We start from the raw sequence: 18,573 nt of genomic DNA on the forward strand, positions 1-18,573 counted from the left end.
GTATTATAATAATAAAAACAAGCCATTTTTCATTTTTCTTATTAAATAAATCTTTAAAAATTAAAAACACCTCCAATTAGAATAATAAGAAGTCTAATTAAATAAAGAATTGATGTACTCATAATCGATAGATCCATTAACAACTTCATAAGTACATGAATTGACACGTTGATGAGGTGGATCACGATGTTCCGTATTAATTAGAATATGAGTAGAATCAGAAAAGTCTATAAAAACTGAATCAGAATTTGCATCATTCATTAGTAGAATAGAATCAAATGGCAGATTATTTGAGTGAGTAGAAGATTCACTGTTTTTATGTAGTTCAAGATTATTCATATATTTAATAAAGTCATTAATTTTATTTTCATCGTCAATAGAATATTTAAAATTATGTAAATCATGAATAGAGCCTATTGAAATAGAAGTAAATGTTATATTGTCATCAAAAAAATTTGAAATTATATCATCAAATGATGTTTTGAAGCTATGTAATTTGTAGATAACACAAATTGATAAAATGATTATAGCAATAGAAATAATCCACTTTTTCTTACTTTTTATTAATATCATTTTAATTCCTCCATATAAATACTATTTATACAATATTATACACTAAGATGCAAAAACAGTGTATATCAAAAAGTATAATGGTGATGATATATATGATAAAATTAAGATAAATATAGAAAATAAAGAAGCTTTAAGTAAAAAAGAAATATTAGAACTAACATTTCTTACTATAATGTAAAATAGTGTAGATAAAGAACTGAGAAGTCTTGAAATTATAGAATTAGAAGAGAAGATGATAATGAAAAGTTGAAAGTGAATGTAAAAATTGGATTTCCAATTTAAAAAATATAAAAGCGTAGTTTTTATATATTTCCATTTCAAATATTAGTAATGAAATGAGTAATATTAACCATAACTATTCACTTTTCACTCTTAGTTCTTAATTGGTTTCAATCATGCTATCAGAATAAACTGTAAGATTAGTAGTATCATTTGAGAAAGCTAGTATTTAAAATTTTAGCTTGGAACCCTATAGAAGGATATTTTAAAATTGATTATTATTTTAGAATATCTTTTTTATAGAATAAATTATTAGAAGTATAAAAAATGTGTAATTGAGGTGTAATAATAAAATGGAATATTGGGATATATATGATTTAAATGGTAATAAAACTAATAAGATAAGAAAAAAAGGAGATAAATTAGAACAAGGTGAGTATCATTTAGCAATGGAAGCATGGATTGTTAATTCTAATGGAAATATATTAATTCAAAAACGTTCAGAAAAATGCGAAATTTTACCTGGTGTGTGGGGATTAACAACAGGAAGAATGATATCTGGGGAAAATACAATTGAGGGATGTATACGTGAAGTTAAAGAAGAGATAGGTTTAAACATTTCAAAAGAAGATTTAAATTTTGTAAGAAGAATTTTTAGAACAGATTTAATTTGGGATATTTACTTAATAAAAAAGGATGCTCAAATAAATGAATTAAATCTTCAGGAAAATGAAGTTTCAGAAGTTAAATGGGTTTCAATTGATGAATTTAATAAAATGTTAGATGAAAAATTATTATTCAAATACCCTGAGATACAAGAAATACTTTTACATATTCAAAAATAGAAAATAAGCAGATGTTACAAATTTACTTTTGTAATATCTGCTTATTTTTTATAGGAATAATAACTATAATACCTAATTCAATTAAAACATATTTTTACAAGAAATAAAGGAGGTACATGTGTAAAGATAGAAAATATTAATTTATGTAAGATTAATATAAATATATTAGAAAGGTGTTATTATAGGCAAAATTATATTTTGGGATTTTCAAGGAGTGCTAGCATATAATAATTTTATGTTTAGTAAATTGTTATATAATCTTATGAATAAATTGAATATTGGTTATAAATGAAAATAAATATAACATAAAGAATTAGAGGTTTTTTATAAGTATAGTGTAGGAGGAGATGAATATATGATTATGGAGTTAATTATCATAATTATAATTATGATACCACTAATAGCATATTGTATATATGCTATTAAAAATCCAGAAGAAACATTAAGGCAAAGCTTGAGAGAAACATTAAAAGATAGAAATGCAGAAATCAGTGATTTTGCAATAAAACGTCAAAAGTTTGGAGCTATAGGCAGTTTAGTAATTATTATAATAACAATATTAATAATTGTATTAGAAATATTGTTATAACTTATGGAGGAATAATAGTGAAGATAGTTAGTATAGATGAATTTTCAAGAAATGCAATAATGAAATTCATAATAAAAAGTTGGGAATCAGATATAATTGTAGTAAAAGGAAAAGTTCATAACATGAGTAAGCTTTCAGGTTATGTAGCCATAGAAAATAATGAAATAGTAGGACTTATAACATATTGTATAGAAAATAATGAGTGTGAAATTGTTTCACTTGATAGTATAAATGAGAACAATGGAATTGGTAGTAATTTGATAGATAAAGTTTATGATATGGCTGTTGATAAAAAGCTACAGAGAATATGGCTTATAACAACTAATGACAATATAAGAGCTTTAAAATTTTATCAAAGAAGAGGATTTAATATGAAACAAATATATATAAATGCTGTGAATGATGCTAGAAAAATAAAGCCTAATATATCACTTGTAGGATATTATGATATTCCTATATTACATGAAATAGAATTTGAAAAAGAGTTGTAGTTTAAAAGCACATGATAAATTTCATGTGCTTTTATTATATATTTAAATAGTAAAAATGTGACAATTATCTTTGTCACATTTTCGGGAATTTTAAGGAAAAAGTATAATTTTTAATGAGATGTGTGAGTTAATTTAAATATATCATAAAATTAAGAAAAATTAAACAAAATAATTGTAAAATTTATAAACAATTTGTCAACAATTTAAATTACACAAATCATTGTTTAGATGGCTTTCTTTCAAAGAAAATCATACCAAGTACAAAGGCTATAATGGATGGTAAAATCCATGCGAAGCCAGCATCATTTAGTGGTATAAATGATAAAATCTTATTTACAGCTGTTATGTTTCCGTTAGTTTGAGTGTCAACAGTAGTAAAGAAGCTAACAAAGAATGTAGTATATACAGTAAGTCTTACAACAGTATTATTTTTTACTAAATTACCTAATAGTGTAATTATTATTAATACTATTACAATAGGATATAAAACATTTAAGATTGGTACAGCAAGTTTAACTAAATCATCAACACCACCAGTTGCAAGTAATGCACTTACTACACTTATGATAATTGCAAAGGTACCATATGATACTTTTCCACGAGATAGTTTATTAAAATAAGAAGCACCTGTTGATATAAGTCCTATAGCAGTTGTTAAACAAGCAAGACCTACTGAGATTCCAAGAATGACAGTTCCTATGTTACCAAAAATACTTTTTACTATTTCAACAACTAAAGCAGATCTGCCTATATCACTAGAAATTACTGTAGAAGTTTGACTTCCAAGAATCATAAGCCCACCATAAACGAAGGCTAAACCTACTACAGAAACAAGTCCTGATTTAATTGTTAGAGATATTATGTCTTTTCTTGATGTATAGCCCTTATCCTTTATAGATGAAAGAACTATTGAAGAAAATATAACGGATGCCATAACATCCATTGTTTGATAACCTTCTAGGAGTGCACTTGGAAATACACCTTTAAATCCTGTATTTACTACAGGTCCAATTGGAGATATAATTCCTTTAATTATTATAGTTCCAAGAGTTAAAAACAAAATAGGAGTTAAAATTTTTCCTATGTTATCAATAATAGATGAAGGTCTCAAAACAAAAATCAAACATATAAGGAAATATATTGCTACAGATAATGATGGACCGACACTTGGAAAAATAGGGTGTACGGCTAATTCATAAGTTGTAGCAGCAGTTCTAGGAATGGCAAGCATAGGGCCAATTGCTAAAACTAGTATAGTTGTAGCAAATACAGAAAATACTTTTCCAACTCTTTTAGAAATATCTGAAAAGCTGCCATTGATTTTAGCGCAAGCAATTATTCCTGTAAGTGGTAAACCTACACCAGTGATTAAAAAACCGAGTATAGCTATGGGTGTTTTATCACCGACCAAGTTTCCCATGTAGGGAGGAAAAATTAAGTTGCCAGCACCGAAAAACATTGCAAAAAGTGCAAAACCAATAACTATAAAATCTTTTGCATTATTTTTTTTCATTCATTCATCCCCTTAATTTTTATTGGTATGTATACAATTAGTATTGTAATTATTAGAAATTTAATACGTAACAATGAATTATTTTAATAAATAAAATTAATTCTATGAATAGTGTTTTTCTACAATGTAATAATTGTAAAAAATATGAAAAATGTGGATTTGGAATAGGATAAAAATGTATTTGATTTCATATTATTATATTATAAATTTTATGGAAAAACAGTAGGTTACTTAGTATGTTCACATTTAATTAATTTTTTTATAAATTTACAAGTTCATAAAATAAATAAATTAATTTAATAACTTCGCTATATTCAAGATATAGACTAGCTTAGAATAATATTTGTAGCATTTCATGTTTAAATAATTTTAGAAATATAGTTATTTATCAAAGGTTTTGTCAAATAGAAAAAAATATATAGGTAATAACAATTTTAATGTAGATTTATATAATAAATATAGGTTAGAAATTTTAGGAGTAAGTATATGACTGTAAGTATATTAAATAAAATATTTAATAATGTTCCAGAACTTTATATTGATGATAAATCTAAATTTGTATTTATAAGTGATTGTCATAGAGGAGATGGAACTTGGAAAGATGATTTATTACCTAATTTAAATATTTATACAGCTGCATTAAAGTATTACTATAAAAGAGATTTTACACAAATAGAAATTGGTGATGGAGATGAACTTTGGAAAGTATCAAAGATAGGTACTATATATGATATATATCCAGAAGTTTTCAATATTTTGCTTAAGTTCAAAAGAAAAGACAGATTTTATATGATAGTTGGCAATCATGATGAAATAAAACATAGTAGAAAATTTAGGCGAGAAATAGAAAAATATAAATTTGATAATTCAAGAAAAGATTTATATGATTTATTTCATGAATTAACTATGTATGAAGGATTAAAATTAGTTTATAAGCCTAATTGTACTAAACTTTTTATTATACATGGACACCAAGTAGATTTTATAAATTATCAATTAGGAAAAGTAGCATGCTTTTTAGTAAGATATATATGGTCTACTATGGAACAAGTATTTGGATTTAGAAATCCAACAAGTCCAGCAAAAAAACACTCTAAGCGAACTAAAGTAGATAAGAAATTAGAAAAATGGGTAAAGGAAAACAATCAACCAATGATAGCAGGTCATACACATAGATCCATATTAAGTGTTGAAAAAAATTTAAAATATTTTAATGATGGTTGCTGTGTATATCCATATTCAATAACATGCATAGAATTAGAAAAAGGAGAGTTAAAATTAATAAAATGGCAAACAACTTCTTTAGAAAATGGAGTTCTATGCGTTAGACGTGATATTATAGGTGGACCAGTAAAAATTGAATTACTTTAACTGATATATTTTTTATGGTTTTCATGGTAATCATAAGAATAATTTATTAACTGATAATTATTAAAACTTGAAATAGAAATGATAATAAAGTAAAATTTAACTATAAATGAGCATTATTCACAAAGATATTCATTTATAACTGTAATGTGTAAAAGTATTAGATATATAAATATTTTAGTTGTGGGATGGAGAAAAATATGATATTTAACTTAAATGAATTTTTAACATCAGTATCGTTTGCATTAGATTTTATGGAAATGGACGTTTTAGGGGCACCATCAAATCATGGTAGAAGAATAGCATATATTTCATTAAAGATTGGACAAGAATTAGGAATGAGCTTAGAAGAACTTCATGATATTGTTGCTCTTGCTATTTTACATGATAATGGTGTAGGAGAAAAAAGCTTATATGAAAAATTAAGAGTAAATGGAGAAGTATCATTAACTAACTTAGAAAAATCTAGAGTTCATTGTTCAATTGGAGAAGAGAATATTGCAAATTACCCATTTTTAACAGATGTAAAAAATGTAATAAAGTATCATCATGAGAAGTATGATGGTACAGGTTTTTTTAAATTGAAGAAGGATGAGATTCCTATAATGTCACAAATAATACAATTTGCAAATGTTGTTGAGATGAATTGTAACTTGATACAATGTGATAGAAATAAAATCTACAAATTTGTAGATGAAAATGATGGAATAGCTTTTTCATCTAAAATAGTTATGGCATTTAAAAATGTTTCTAATTGTGATGAATTTTGGAGTGAGATTGCTAGTAACGATATAGGTGAGATATTAAAAAGGGATATGCCTAAATATAGCTTTGATATATCATTTGAGAAAATACATGAAATAACAAGTGTATTATCAAAGATAATAGATAGTAAATCTGAATATACACAGAGACATTCAACAGGATTATCAAAAAAAGTTGAAATAATGTGTGAGTTTTATAAAATAACTGATGATGAAAAGATGAAATTAATAATTGCAGCAGATTTACATGATATAGGTAAGTTGGCAGTTCCTAATGAAATATTAGATAGTCCTAAGAAGCTTACAAAAGAAGAGTTTGAAATTATAAAGAAACATCCATATTATACAAGAACAACATTAGAAAGTATTAGTGGATTTGAAGAAATTACTGAATGGGCATCTAATCATCATGAGAAACTTAATGGAAAAGGATATCCTCTTGGATTATATGCAGAGGAATTAGACTTTAACTCTAGACTTATGGCATGTCTTGATATATATCAGGCTATAACAGAAGATAGGCCATATAGAAAAGCATTAAGTCATGGTGAGGCTATGGAAATACTAAATACAATGAAGCATAATGGATATATAGATGGAAAAATAGTTTCAGATATTGATTATGTTTTTAAGGATTAAAATTTTACTATCATAAAGTAGAAAATGAATTCTATTTTATGATAGTTTTTTTATATAAAAATATTTTTTACATTTAGTAACATCAAAATAACTGAAAATCATTTAAAAATTTCTGAATAATACGATAATACAAATAAAAAACTAGGGAGCGTGTATAGATGTTTAAGATTTTGCATATAGAACAAAGTGATTTTTTTTGTAAAATAGTAAAACAAATGTTAGTGGAAAAAGGATTTTCATATATATGTACAGATAGTTTTGAAGATGCATATGAAATTTTAGAAAATGAAGGTATAGATTTAGTTATAAGTGCTTTAGTAGGTAAGGTTGGAACTATTGAAGAGTTTTTAAAAAAAATAAATGTAAGTAATAAAAGTGAAATACCTATATTTGTAGTTAGTGGGAATAATATAGATGACAAAAAGAAAGAATTATTTGATTTAGGTGTAACTGATTATATTTTAAAAGAAAATTTAGAGAAAGATATAATGAAAAACATATCTATAGCACTTAAAGAAGATGAAAATTTATTGAATCTTAGACATATACAAATAGCAGTTGTTGATGATAGTCAGCTTGAAAAAGAAGTTCAAAAAGGTTTATTTGGAAAATATAATATAAATAATGTGGATTTTTATAATTCAGGTAATGAACTTTTTAATAGTAAAAAAAGATATGATATGTATTTAGTAGATATAGTTCTTCAAAATGAATTTGGAAAAGACTTAATAGAAGAAATAAGAAAAAGCAATAGAAATTCTATAATAATTGCAGTCACATCTTTAAATAATTCTAAAACATTATCAAGCATATTAAATAGTGGTGCTGATGATATAATAAATAAGCCTATAGACGAAGAATTGTTTATATCAAAGCTAAAATCTAATGCTAGAATTTACATATTAAATGAAAAAATGAAAAAGGTTATAAAAGAAATGAAAAAATAATTTTTTTAAATATCATGGTATTTAAAAAATGAGATTTATTGGATATAATGGGTAAAAGGGGGAAGGTAATGGAGATGTTTATGATAATATATTCTATATTTTTAGCTATATATTTAGCAAGAATATTCATTAAGGACTTTTTTATACATTATAACTTAAGCGAAAATGGATTTAAAAATGTATTGTATGCAGTATTTATTGTGGCTGGATTATTTTGCTCAATGGTAATGTATAAGGCATCTGATAATATTGATGATTTAAAGGCTAGGAAAGAAGCAATAAATTTAAGCCAAAGTATATCTGATGAACAAAAAGATGAAGAAAATGATTGGATATATGAGGAAGTTGAATTTTATAAAAATGAGTGTAAAAAAGCAACTATCTACAGTTTTATTGATTTGGGACTGATTTTAATTATAAGAAAAAATATAAAAAGAGAACATAAAGATTTTAAAAATAAACATAGGAAGAGATGGAGTGATAAAAAAGTAGAAAAATTATAACTTGAAAATTTTAAATTATAAATATACAGTAAAAAAATAAATAGCTCAAAATACTTTTAAGCGTATTTTGAGCTATTTATTTTTTTATTCATAATTAGGATTTGTAACTCTATTTATGAATTCATCTAAACTATAAAAATCACTCATGTATACTCTTGGTACAGCATAAAGTGGCGACTTGCCAGTAGCAAATCCACTATCAGTAGATAAACCAAGTTTATATCCAGCTTTCTCAGAAAGCAATTTAGTTTCTGTGTTATAAGAACCATAAGGGTATGCTATGTATTCTACGGGTCTTTTAACTATGGCTTCTAAATTAGACTTTGAACTTTTAAGTTCATTTTCTTGTTGCTGATTTGTAAGTGTTGCCAGTTCAGGATGAGTTGAACTATGACTTTCAACAAATAAATTACCTTCATCGCATTGAGTTAATAGATCGTTAGTTAAGAAATTTTCATTTCCTAAATAATCAGAAATCATAAATACAGTTCCATCATAACCATATTCCTTTAGTATTGGAAGTGCATTCTTAAAATTATCTATATAACCATCATCAAAAGTTAATACTATAGAATTTTTAGGAACTGGTTTATTAAATTTTAGATGATTATATAATTCATCCATAGTTAATGATACATAATTATTATCTTTAAGCCATTTTAGATGACTTCTAAATGTATCTGGATTTAACATAAGCTCATTTGTTCCACTAAGTTGAATTGAATGATAATATACAACAGGAACACCAATAGAATTATCTTTTAGTTCATGACCCTTATATTTTTCATCTATATTGATTTTAGAATAGATACTACTAACTTGAGGAGCTTCTTCTTTATTATCATTTTTTGTATCATTTTTATTTTCCACTGTTGAAGATACATCGACTTTAGTTGATGTTGGATTGTTAAACAATTTAGATTTAAATGCTATAGTTGAAAATAGAATTAGTGCTAAAACAACTAATATAATATAAAACTTTTTATTTTTCATTATGATTACACCTTTTCAATTTATTTTTTTATATAAAAAAAGCAATATTAAGAATCAATTTCAATATTGCTTTGTCTTATAATTATATCAAAGATTTACTATAATTTTAATAAGAAAGTATTAAATTTTTCTAAGTAATGCTGTACACCATTCATTAGTTTGAGATTTAGATGTTAGCTCAAACCCATATTCTTTAATTTTATCTATAACAAGGTCAAAAGTCCATTCAACAAGTCCAGATACTAAAAGTGTACCATTGGATTTAATGTGACTATTTATAAATTCCATGAACATTTGAGTTTCTTCACCACCAATATTGATAAAGACAAAATCAAATTGCGTATTTATTCCTAAATCATCTTCTAATGCATTGCCAACATAGATATCAATGGTATCAATATCATTTAATGATGCATTAAGATTAATTTCCTCATTTACATCACGAATATCCAAACTAGCTACTGAAGTAGCATTTTTTATAGCAGCAGCAATAGATAATATTCCAGACCCCGTGCCTATATCAAGTACAGTTTTATTTTTAAAATCTTTTTCAAGTATGTATCTTAAACAATCTTGAGTAGTTTCATGAAGACCAGTACCAAATGCCCCTTGAGGTATGAATTTAATAGTTTTTTTATTATTAGCATCATATTCAGGTGAACATATAACCCAACCATTATTTAAATCGATAGGTTCCATAGTTTCATTAAGTTCAATGTTTTTAATTTCTTCAACATTTAAATCTTTGATGCATAATGTTTTTGATATTAAGTCTTTTTGTGAATTAACAAAATTTATGTCATCACTTTCAATTACAATATTAAAATCAACTATTTCATCCTCATTTTCATAATAACCATAACCATAATCGGTAGTAGTTATTGTTACAGGGCTTTCATAATATATGTTGTATATGTCTATTAAATAAAGTTTTTCTGTTATTTCATCTGTTTTACATAATGGAACTTTAAAAGTAAATTTAAACATAAGTACCTCCTAAATAATGTCTTTATCATTAGTATTGACTATAAATTTGAATTAATAACATATTATATAGCATTGAAGTTTAGTTTTTCAATTATATGATAAAAAATAGAACTTTTCTAAAATTTCAATAAAATATAATAAAATCTGCCAATATCACTTAAAATTTAATAGTTTATAGCATTTGCAAATTTGAAAGGTAAGAAAAACTGATATATTATATAGAATATAGAAGAAAATTAAACTTAAAGTTGTTTAGATTTTAATTTCATAATCTGATTAATGTTTTAGCAATGAATAGTTTAAAAGCTGCGTTAAAAAATAAAGTTTATTGTTAAAATAAACTTTATACAAATTAAAAATGTTTATATGGGAGGGATTTATTATGGGTTCAAATTGTAGCACATGTCCAAGTAAAGGAAAGTGTAATAGTAGTGAATCAAGTTGTTCAATACAAAATAATCCAAATAACAAAATAAAAAATGTTATAGCTGTGATGAGTGGAAAAGGTGGAGTAGGAAAATCTACTATGTCAACTATGATAGCTAAGAGACTAAATAAAAAAGGTTATAAAGTTGGAATTTTAGATGCTGATATAACAGGTCCGAGCATTCCTAGATTGTTAAATATAAAAGAAAATGAAGTTTTTGGAACTGAAGAAGGAATCATACCTATAAAGTCTGAAGAAGATATTTCAGTTATGTCAATAAACTTTTTAGTTAAAGATGAAGAGGCTCCAGTAATATTAAGAGGACCTGCAATATCTGCAACAGTTAAACAGTTTTGGACAGATGTTTTATGGGGAGAATTAGATTATTTAATTATAGATATGCCACCAGGAACAGGTGATGTTCCATTAACTGTTATGCAATCTATTCCTATAAGTGGAGTTGTTATAGTTACAACACCTCAAGATATGGTGTCAATGATAGTTGCTAAATCAATAAACATGGTAAGAAAAATGAACATGAATGTTATTGGTGTTATTCAAAATATGAGTTATTTAATATGTCCAGATTGTAAAACTAAAATTAGAATTTTTGAAAATGAAGATTTTGATGAATACATAAAAAGAATGGATACAACACTATTAGGTGAAATGCCTATGAGTATGGATATAGCAAAACTTTCAAAGGAAAAAGTTAATCTTTATTCAGAAAAAGTAGAAGAAGAAATTGAAAATATTGTTTCAAAAGTAGAGAATTTTTAATAATATTGTAAATATGAAAAATAAGAGGAATTTTTAATTCCTCTTATTTTTTATATTAAAAGAACATATCAGTATTTGTGAATTGAAGTTTATTATCTTCTACTATTGGCTTATCAGGATTAGTTTTAGTATTATTTTTAGATGTTACTTGATTTATAGGACTTCCAGGATAAAGCATTCCTTCTAAGTCTTTATAAGGAATTATTATAGGTAAAATTTCTAATGAACTTGGATCGTAGTCAGAAGCATTTAGATATATTACAAGACCATCATCTGTTAGGAAAAACTTTTGATTATTATTAAATCCTTTAAAATTAGCAACAGCAGATGAATCTTGTTTTTTTAGATAATCTAGTGCTAATTCGTTTAATCTAGGAAGATAATTATATTTTGGATTAAATAAATCTTTTAGTTCATAAATTTCTCCAGTCATATAATTTATATTTAAAGATTCATATGAAATGGATTCACTAGTATTTACACCATATGAATATAGATAAAATATAAAACTAGCTATATTTTCAGTTTGCAAAGATAAGGTGTATGAGCCGTAAACTGTAACATATTCCTCAGGTCGTATAGAAAATAACTGTTTTCTAATTAATTCTAAATATTTATCAACAATTAGTTGATTATCTGTAACTTCAATTTCTTTGTTTAATAAGCTTCTAAAATAAGGATATATTATTGTAAAATCTTTAGGATTTATAATTTCATCTTTAATATATCTTCCATAAGGGTTTAAAGATGAAATTGAAAATTTCATATTAGGAATATTAGCTCTAGTAAATGACTTGAAGCAAGATATTTTATAAATTGAAATAGAAAAATATACCCAAGTATCATTTTTCCATCTATAACCGCAAACATGGTCATTATTAACTTTAGTTAACCAAGACCAAAATTCAGCGCCATTGGCTAACCATAAATATAGATGTTGATGAGTGCATTTACATAAAATTTCAGGTTTTACTAAAACATCAGAATTAGGTTTTTCAGGTGTTGCCTGTGGTGCATTAGTTGTTGGTTTTTCATTATTTTTTAAAGTGTCAGTATTAGATTTAGTTTCATCTAAAGGAACAAACATTACATTATTATTTTTTTTAGTATCATCATAATTTGAATCGTCTGATTTATATGATGAATTTATATGTTTAAACTCAAATTTTTCAAAATCTCTAGGACGAGGATTTTTTTGATACCACCAATTAGAGTTATTTGGTCCATAGCCAAAACATTCAAATTCATCAATTTTATTTAAATCAACACCGAAATAAACCCATCTATTACCTACCCACTTAAATCCATATGCAGTTCTATTATCTACACCTGTAAGCCAAGCCCAAAACTGATTACCATTAGTAAGCCATAAATATATATTTTGGAAAGTACATGGTCTTATTGAATTAGGTGAAACAGATTTTACGTTAGCACCTGGAGCAGATTTTGAACTTTTGGGGTTAGGTACAAAACTTGGTGGTGCTGAATTAGGTGGTTGCATTGCCGTTGCATCAGCAGTTACTTTTAAAGGTTCAAATAAATCATCTATTGATTTAGTATCATAAGAAAATGTATCTTCAGAATCAGTGAATTTCATGACAGAATCAATATCTATAAAATTATTTTCATAAGGATAGCGAATATACATAATACACCTCTATAATATTTATACAATAATATAATATGTTTAAATGTTGACAAAAGTTACATAAATTAACAGTGTAGTTATGAAGTAATAAGAAAATTGCCAAAACATTACTAGTTTTCTATTTGAAAAAGTGTACATACTATTTGTATTAAGAAATTTAAATACATCATATTTACAGAGGAGGAGATAACTATGAAAAGAAATAGTAGTACAAAAAAAATAACAACTAAAGCAAAAAGAGAAATGAAAAAATTTGCAGCTGAAATGGGAAAAGACATGTCTGTAATGATGAAAAATATAAAAAGAAATATAAAAAAGAATATGAAATAAGATATAGTAAATTAAAGCTACTAACAAATTTTGTTAGTAGCTTTAATTTTATAAAACTAACAAATCTGATCTAAGCCAAGAAGTATAATTTTTCAAAAAGCTTAGATAGATATAAAGTTCATTTAAATAAATTGAATAGTATGAAGAGGGAGTATTATAATTATTTTTAAGTCTCAATAAAGTATTAATACAAACATCAATATAAGTAAAGTTTGAGTTAATCGAAGTCTTGTAATATACAGGAGTAATTATATTAAGAGATTTACTTTGAAATTCTAACTTCTTTATATCATCATTATTAACACAATCATTTTTTAGAGAGAGTGTGTTAATAACTTCTTTTAATGTAGATGTAATATTATCTTTACTATTAAATAGAAAATTAAAATTATTGTTATTTAAGTTTTTCAATAAATTATTCAAATTATTTTTAAGCTCAGATAAGTGTAAGTCTAACATGTAATTTTCAGTAGCATTGCAAGAAATAAAATCCATAATAATATATTTCCTCCTATAATTACGATTTAACTTGTAATAATAAATTTAAGTATTCAATTACTAAGAAAACTTTAAATAAAAATTATTATTATCAAATGTAAATCCATTTCTTTTATAAAAATCCTTGGATGAATTAAAATCATCGTCAATACAACTATTAGTATATACAGTAATTAATTTATTTATTTTAGATTTATTTTCAATTTTTAATTCATGTATTAAATTGTTTAATTCAGGAATTAAAATTTCAGATAAAAACTTAATACATAAATCACCATAATTAGAATTATTGCAGAATAAAAATTTTTTTAATGCTAAGCAATTAGGAACATTGTGATTATATTCTAAAATAAGTTCAATATAATCATTTAAATGGTTTAAAGAAGTATAGTTTCCAAATAGCCCATAAATATTAAAAGAAAAATCATTTGTATATATTAAGTCAGTGTTTATATCACATAAAAACACAATAGGAAATCCTTTGTTATCTTTAAAAAATTTAAAATAAGGATTGGATACATCAGCACTATTTATATTTGAATCACATAAAAATAGCTTAATATCTTGAATTATATTAACATACTTATTAAACATTATGCAGTTTTTTTCTATTGACTGAACTAGTGTATTACTTATAAATAATTGTTCAATTATTTTGTCGTCACTTGGATAATTTATATTTATTAAATGTATGTCATCTAAGATGTATGGATCTATTAAATCATTTATATTTAATTTAGAAGCATTATGCTCTAAAAGAGCAGATAAATTTTTAGCATTTAAACATAGACATTTTAGTCGGTTAAGATTTGCTGATAAATCTTCTTTTATTGCTGAAAGTTTATCATTATATTCCTTTAATGAATTAAATAATTGTTCATTAGTATTTTTATATACTAGAGACATAAAAATATTTTTAAAATTATATCTCATGGAAAAACTCCTTTCATAATATGAATAGGTTTTATTAAATTGTAATAACCTAAACATGAAATGTATTAAAGATTAAAAATTAAAATAATACATTTGAATATCAATAAAATATATGAATTTAATAAGGGAAATATGATAGTACATAAATAAAGAAAATAAATGAGAATGATTTTCAAAAAAACTATTGACAATATTAAAAACAGATAATATACTAGTATTAAAGATGAAAGTGATAATCAATATCAATTAGAAAGAGGATGGGGAAAATGAAAAATATACTAGTGGTTTATTGGAGTGGCACAGGAAATACAGAAAAAATGGCTAATTTTATAGGGCAAGGAATATCAAGTGGTGGAGCTAATCCGATAGTTGAAAGTGTTAGCAATGTAGATGCTAATGAAATTGATAAATTTGAAGTTATTGCATTAGGTTGTCCATCAATGGGAAATGAGGTTCTAGAAGAATCAGAAATGGAACCATTTGTAGAATCAATAGCACAAAAAGTTAATGGCAAAAAAGTAGCACTTTTTGGTTCATATGGATGGGGAGATGGACAATGGATGAGAGATTGGGTAGATAGAATGGAGTCTTATGGTGCTGATGTTATAGAAAATGGACTTACAATAAATAATGAGCCAGATAAAGATGGCGAAGAAGAGTGTATTACTTTAGGAAAAGAATTAGCAAAAATTTAAAGATAAGAGAGGAGCATAACAGTGAAGTTGGCAGTTAAAGCATTTAGAGAGAAGATAAGGTATTTTAATGATTTAGATTACTTAGTTAATGTAATAGCGTTTAATATAGCGCCTACAATAAAAGGGCTTAAGGCTGCCACCACTGTAACTCTTTGTAATAAAGATAGAAATATGCTTGAAAACTGGAAAAAGTATAAAATAGAAGTATTAAATAGGTTAAAAGTAAAGGCTTTTGAACTGAAGGAAACAGATAGAGCGATTATTGTATTATTTTACAAAGAAGATATATTAAAAAGTAGCTTAGAAAATGAAGTTACAGAATGTTATTTAAGTAAATTTGGATATGCATCCAATATGAGTATTGATAAAAAGTTAAAATTATTAAAAGAAAGATATCAAAACAATATTTGTCCACATGAACTTGGATTATTCTTAGGATTTCCTTTAGAAGATGTAAAGATGTTTATAGAATATCCGAATATGGAATGTTTAATATGTGGTTATTGGAAAGTTTATAATGATGAAAATGGTGCATTAAAGAAATTTAAAGATTTTGATGATGCTAAATTAGAAATAATAAATAAAGTTTGTAAAGTTTCACCTAGTGTGGAAATTTTAAAAATAGTTTAGAGAATGTATTTAAAATTTTATTAAATGTTTTATACTTTTCAAAGTATGAAAAGTAATTAAATTTATAAAATTATAACTTTGTTAAAGCAGTAAACTAATTGCTTAATGTGCAGTTTGTTTGCTTTAAAATAAATGACAAATTTAACATCCAAATCCTTTCATAATATATATATGTTTTCAACTGTTGAAAACATTAAAATCCAAGTTATAACTTGGTTCCTTACAATATAATATTTTTTTAAAACGCAGTATAACAAAAGTTCATTAAATTGAAGCAAAAAGTGTTGGTTTTTATACCAACACTTTTTGTTTTAAATAAATTTAAATTATTAAAATAGAATATATAACTAATAAATGATAGAATGTTTATTAATAGATAATTAGTATGGTTATAAACTTAAATATTTAAATATTATTTATAAATATATTAAGTTTATATTAACTTAATTGATTATGTTTCGTAAATTATATTAGGAAGTAATATATATTCTAAAAAGATATAGCTAAATAAATATGAGCGTTATAGATTGGAGAGAATAACTTGAGAAAAAAAAAGAGAAAAAGCGGACTACCTATAATAACTTGTGCTTTAGCTATGATACTTTTATTTATTGGTTGTTATAGTTATATAAATAGTACGACAAAAGCTAGTGCTTATGAACAACATATAAAAAATTTAAAAATTCAGTCTGGACTTGGAGAAAATTATTTAACAGAAGTTGAAAAAGAACAGTTAGAAAAAGAAAGAGCTAAAGAAGAAGCAGCAAAAAAGAAAGAAGAAGAAAAAATAGCTAAAGAACAAGAAGCAAAAAAGAAGGTAGAAGATTTAGCTAAAAAACAAGAAGCAGAAAAGGAAAAAGAAAAAGAAGAACTTTTAGAAAAACAAAAGGAAGAAGAGAAAGCAAAAAAGAAGAAAGAGGATAGTGAAAAAGATAAAGAAGTATTAATAGATGTAAAATTAGTTAAACAGATGCCAGAGCTTAAGAATGGATGTGAAGTAACTTCACTAGCTATGATGTTAAGTCATGCAGGAATAAACATAGATAAAGTTGCATTAGCAAGACAAGTAAAAAAAGATACTACGGAAATAAAGTATAATGGTAATGGAACTATAGCTACATGGGGAGACCCAGATGTTGGATTTGTAGGAGATATAACAGGTATTACAGCAGGATATTCTATAAATCCTAAACCACTTTTAGAATTAGTAAATAAATATGTTAAAGGTGTTAATTTAACAAATTTAGATTACTCGTATATAGAAAAGGCATTAAATGAAAACAAGCCAGTATTAGCTTGGGTTACTAGTGAATTTACTACTCCAGAAGTTAATAAGACTTGGAAAAGTGGTGACAAAATAATTAAGGCATATTTTAATCAACATGCAGTACTTTTAACAGGATATGATTCTGAGTATATTTATTATAACGATCCTTTAAAAGACAAGCCTAATCAAAAGGTTAAAAAAGAAGTATTCAAAAATATATGGAAAAGTACAGGTCAAAAAGCAATAACATACGAAAAATAAAATATAAATAAAGACATAAAAAGCTATGATTTTAACTTTATAATCATAGCTTTTTGTATGTAGTGCTTCAAAAAGAGTAGAGTATTACAACTAACACAAAATTAATAACTTAGGTTTGTTAAAGAGTATTGTGAAAATATGATATATTTAAATTCAAAACTATTATTTTATAAGGAGGTTGTTTGAGTTTAAAAAGTTCATATATAGTGTATGGTATAATAATATTGGGGATTATTTTATGAATATGGGGGGAGAAATAGTGGAAAAAAAGGAATTAAGAAAGAAGATTTTAGTATTAAGAGATGATTTAAAAAGTGACGAAAAAGAAATAATGGATGATATTATATTTTCAAAACTAATAAAAGAAAAATCATTTATTGATGCAAAGGTTGTATTTTTATTTGTAAGTTACAAAAGTGAAGTAGATACACATAGAATTATAAGGTATTGTTTTGAAAATGATAAGGTAGTGTGTATACCTAAGGTTATAAACAAAAAAGATGGTATGAAAGCTTTAAGAATAACATCATTTGAAGATTTAAAAGAGGGATATAAAGGAATCTTAGAATGTGATGATGATTTAGAGGAAATATCTACATGTAATATAGATTTAGTTATAATGCCTGGTGCAGTTTTCGATGTAAATTATGGAAGAATAGGATATGGCGGTGGG

20 protein-coding genes are annotated in these 18,573 nt (G+C 25.0%); 13 read left to right on the forward strand and 7 right to left on the reverse strand.

Going from position 1 to position 18,573, the window contains the following annotated elements; translation table 11 throughout:
* Positions 1-93 precede the first annotated feature (93 nt).
* Entirely contained in the window at positions 94-573 is a 480-nt protein-coding gene (locus BN346_RS07825) for a hypothetical protein (protein WP_040327656.1), read from the reverse strand.
* A gap of 572 nt (positions 574-1,145) precedes the next feature.
* On the opposite strand from BN346_RS07825, the gene BN346_RS07830 reads away from it, so the two are divergent.
* The 3 genes from BN346_RS07830 to BN346_RS07840 all read left to right on the forward strand — a co-directional run bounded on the left by BN346_RS07830 (position 1,146) and on the right by BN346_RS07840 (position 2,717).
* Positions 1,146-1,637 carry an NUDIX hydrolase gene (locus BN346_RS07830; RefSeq protein ID WP_040327658.1) on the forward strand — a complete coding sequence of 164 codons (492 nt, stop codon included), beginning with the start codon at positions 1,146-1,148 and terminating at the stop codon, positions 1,635-1,637.
* A 355-nt stretch (positions 1,638-1,992) separates the two neighbouring features.
* Positions 1,993-2,226 carry a DUF6199 family natural product biosynthesis protein gene (locus tag BN346_RS07835; RefSeq protein WP_040327660.1) on the forward strand — a complete coding sequence of 78 codons (234 nt, stop codon included), beginning with the start codon at positions 1,993-1,995 and terminating at the stop codon, positions 2,224-2,226.
* 17 nt (positions 2,227-2,243) lie between these two features.
* The gene (locus BN346_RS07840; RefSeq protein ID WP_242838405.1) at positions 2,244-2,717 is read left to right on the forward strand and encodes a GNAT family N-acetyltransferase; all 474 of its coding nucleotides are present in this window, start codon (positions 2,244-2,246) and stop codon (positions 2,715-2,717) included.
* A gap of 217 nt (positions 2,718-2,934) precedes the next feature.
* Here BN346_RS07840 and brnQ read toward each other — a convergent pair whose 3' ends face one another.
* Positions 2,935-4,230: a branched-chain amino acid transport system II carrier protein gene (gene brnQ / locus BN346_RS07845; protein WP_040327664.1), complete on the reverse strand. Its 1,296-nt coding sequence runs from the start codon at positions 4,228-4,230 to the stop codon at positions 2,935-2,937.
* Between the two features lie 486 nt (positions 4,231-4,716).
* Between brnQ and BN346_RS07850 the strand changes: the two genes are divergently transcribed.
* The 4 genes from BN346_RS07850 (at position 4,717) to BN346_RS07865 (ending at position 8,451) form a co-directional block, all read left to right on the forward strand.
* The gene (locus tag BN346_RS07850; protein WP_040327665.1) at positions 4,717-5,601 is read left to right on the forward strand and encodes a metallophosphoesterase; all 885 of its coding nucleotides are present in this window, start codon (positions 4,717-4,719) and stop codon (positions 5,599-5,601) included.
* A 197-nt stretch (positions 5,602-5,798) separates the two neighbouring features.
* Positions 5,799-7,001 carry an HD-GYP domain-containing protein gene (locus BN346_RS07855; protein ID WP_040327666.1) on the forward strand — a complete coding sequence of 401 codons (1,203 nt, stop codon included), beginning with the start codon at positions 5,799-5,801 and terminating at the stop codon, positions 6,999-7,001.
* Between the two features lie 158 nt (positions 7,002-7,159).
* On the forward strand, positions 7,160-7,948 hold the full coding sequence (locus BN346_RS07860) for a response regulator (protein WP_040327667.1): 789 nt from the start codon (positions 7,160-7,162) through the stop codon (positions 7,946-7,948).
* A 68-nt stretch (positions 7,949-8,016) separates the two neighbouring features.
* Positions 8,017-8,451, forward strand: a complete 435-nt coding sequence (locus tag BN346_RS07865; protein WP_040327669.1) for a hypothetical protein — start codon at positions 8,017-8,019, stop codon at positions 8,449-8,451.
* A gap of 84 nt (positions 8,452-8,535) precedes the next feature.
* Here the strand turns inward: BN346_RS07865 and BN346_RS07870 are convergent, their stop codons facing one another.
* Together BN346_RS07870 and BN346_RS07875 are read right to left on the reverse strand one after the other, a co-directional pair.
* The gene (locus tag BN346_RS07870; RefSeq protein WP_051540161.1) at positions 8,536-9,444 is read right to left on the reverse strand and encodes a polysaccharide deacetylase family protein; all 909 of its coding nucleotides are present in this window, start codon (positions 9,442-9,444) and stop codon (positions 8,536-8,538) included.
* A gap of 120 nt (positions 9,445-9,564) precedes the next feature.
* Positions 9,565-10,431, reverse strand: coding sequence for a 50S ribosomal protein L11 methyltransferase (locus tag BN346_RS07875; RefSeq protein ID WP_040327670.1), 867 nt, complete (start codon positions 10,429-10,431; stop codon positions 9,565-9,567).
* 382 nt (positions 10,432-10,813) lie between these two features.
* Here BN346_RS07875 and BN346_RS07880 point away from each other — a divergent pair, with 382 nt between their 5' ends.
* Positions 10,814-11,638, forward strand: a complete 825-nt coding sequence (locus BN346_RS07880; protein WP_040327671.1) for an Mrp/NBP35 family ATP-binding protein — start codon at positions 10,814-10,816, stop codon at positions 11,636-11,638.
* A gap of 55 nt (positions 11,639-11,693) precedes the next feature.
* On the opposite strand, the gene BN346_RS20485 is transcribed toward BN346_RS07880, so the two are convergent.
* On the reverse strand, positions 11,694-13,286 hold the full coding sequence (locus BN346_RS20485) for an RsiV family protein (protein ID WP_051540163.1): 1,593 nt from the start codon (positions 13,284-13,286) through the stop codon (positions 11,694-11,696).
* A 192-nt stretch (positions 13,287-13,478) separates the two neighbouring features.
* Between BN346_RS20485 and BN346_RS21585 the strand changes: the two genes are divergently transcribed.
* Positions 13,479-13,616, forward strand: a complete 138-nt coding sequence (locus BN346_RS21585; RefSeq protein WP_158644464.1) for a hypothetical protein — start codon at positions 13,479-13,481, stop codon at positions 13,614-13,616.
* Positions 13,617-13,664: 48 nt separating this feature from the next.
* Here the strand turns inward: BN346_RS21585 and BN346_RS07890 are convergent, their stop codons facing one another.
* Together BN346_RS07890 and BN346_RS07895 are read right to left on the reverse strand one after the other, a co-directional pair.
* Complete coding sequence (locus tag BN346_RS07890; protein WP_040327672.1) at positions 13,665-14,111, reverse strand: hypothetical protein; 447 nt, start codon at positions 14,109-14,111, stop codon at positions 13,665-13,667.
* Between the two features lie 63 nt (positions 14,112-14,174).
* Complete coding sequence (locus tag BN346_RS07895; RefSeq protein WP_040327673.1) at positions 14,175-15,047, reverse strand: hypothetical protein; 873 nt, start codon at positions 15,045-15,047, stop codon at positions 14,175-14,177.
* 266 nt (positions 15,048-15,313) lie between these two features.
* On the opposite strand from BN346_RS07895, the gene BN346_RS07900 reads away from it, so the two are divergent.
* The 4 genes from BN346_RS07900 to BN346_RS07915 form a co-directional block, all read left to right on the forward strand.
* Positions 15,314-15,742 carry a flavodoxin gene (locus BN346_RS07900; RefSeq protein ID WP_040327675.1) on the forward strand — a complete coding sequence of 143 codons (429 nt, stop codon included), beginning with the start codon at positions 15,314-15,316 and terminating at the stop codon, positions 15,740-15,742.
* Positions 15,743-15,763: 21 nt separating this feature from the next.
* Entirely contained in the window at positions 15,764-16,372 is a 609-nt protein-coding gene (locus BN346_RS07905) for a DUF3793 family protein (protein WP_040327676.1), read from the forward strand.
* 541 nt (positions 16,373-16,913) lie between these two features.
* Positions 16,914-17,900: a C39 family peptidase gene (locus BN346_RS07910; RefSeq protein ID WP_051540165.1), complete on the forward strand. Its 987-nt coding sequence runs from the start codon at positions 16,914-16,916 to the stop codon at positions 17,898-17,900.
* A gap of 259 nt (positions 17,901-18,159) precedes the next feature.
* The coding region (locus BN346_RS07915) for a 5-formyltetrahydrofolate cyclo-ligase (RefSeq protein WP_158644465.1) at positions 18,160-18,573 on the forward strand (414 nt) is incomplete at its 3' end.

It is taken from the genome of Clostridium ihumii AP5 (assembly GCF_000612845.1).
Lineage (GTDB): Bacteria > Bacillota > Clostridia > Clostridiales > Clostridiaceae > Clostridium_J > Clostridium_J ihumii.

What these genes read in the sequence shown, in the direction of transcription:
- BN346_RS07825 (WP_040327656.1), bottom strand. Translation starts at nt 573, where the DNA reads ATGATATTAATAAAAAGTAAGAAAAAGTGGATTATTTCTATTGCTATA.
- BN346_RS07830 (WP_040327658.1), top strand. Translation starts at nt 1,146, where the DNA reads ATGGAATATTGGGATATATATGATTTAAATGGTAATAAAACTAATAAG.
- BN346_RS07835 (WP_040327660.1), top strand. Translation starts at nt 1,993, where the DNA reads ATGATTATGGAGTTAATTATCATAATTATAATTATGATACCACTAATA.
- brnQ (WP_040327664.1), bottom strand. Translation starts at nt 4,230, where the DNA reads ATGAAAAAAAATAATGCAAAAGATTTTATAGTTATTGGTTTTGCACTT.
- BN346_RS07850 (WP_040327665.1), top strand. Translation starts at nt 4,717, where the DNA reads ATGACTGTAAGTATATTAAATAAAATATTTAATAATGTTCCAGAACTT.
- BN346_RS07855 (WP_040327666.1), top strand. Translation starts at nt 5,799, where the DNA reads ATGATATTTAACTTAAATGAATTTTTAACATCAGTATCGTTTGCATTA.
- BN346_RS07860 (WP_040327667.1), top strand. Translation starts at nt 7,160, where the DNA reads ATGTTTAAGATTTTGCATATAGAACAAAGTGATTTTTTTTGTAAAATA.
- BN346_RS07865 (WP_040327669.1), top strand. Translation starts at nt 8,017, where the DNA reads ATGGAGATGTTTATGATAATATATTCTATATTTTTAGCTATATATTTA.
- BN346_RS07870 (WP_051540161.1), bottom strand. Translation starts at nt 9,444, where the DNA reads ATGAAAAATAAAAAGTTTTATATTATATTAGTTGTTTTAGCACTAATT.
- BN346_RS07875 (WP_040327670.1), bottom strand. Translation starts at nt 10,431, where the DNA reads ATGTTTAAATTTACTTTTAAAGTTCCATTATGTAAAACAGATGAAATA.
- BN346_RS07880 (WP_040327671.1), top strand. Translation starts at nt 10,814, where the DNA reads ATGGGTTCAAATTGTAGCACATGTCCAAGTAAAGGAAAGTGTAATAGT.
- BN346_RS20485 (WP_051540163.1), bottom strand. Translation starts at nt 13,286, where the DNA reads ATGTATATTCGCTATCCTTATGAAAATAATTTTATAGATATTGATTCT.
- BN346_RS21585 (WP_158644464.1), top strand. Translation starts at nt 13,479, where the DNA reads ATGAAAAGAAATAGTAGTACAAAAAAAATAACAACTAAAGCAAAAAGA.
- BN346_RS07890 (WP_040327672.1), bottom strand. Translation starts at nt 14,111, where the DNA reads ATGGATTTTATTTCTTGCAATGCTACTGAAAATTACATGTTAGACTTA.
- BN346_RS07895 (WP_040327673.1), bottom strand. Translation starts at nt 15,047, where the DNA reads ATGAGATATAATTTTAAAAATATTTTTATGTCTCTAGTATATAAAAAT.
- BN346_RS07900 (WP_040327675.1), top strand. Translation starts at nt 15,314, where the DNA reads ATGAAAAATATACTAGTGGTTTATTGGAGTGGCACAGGAAATACAGAA.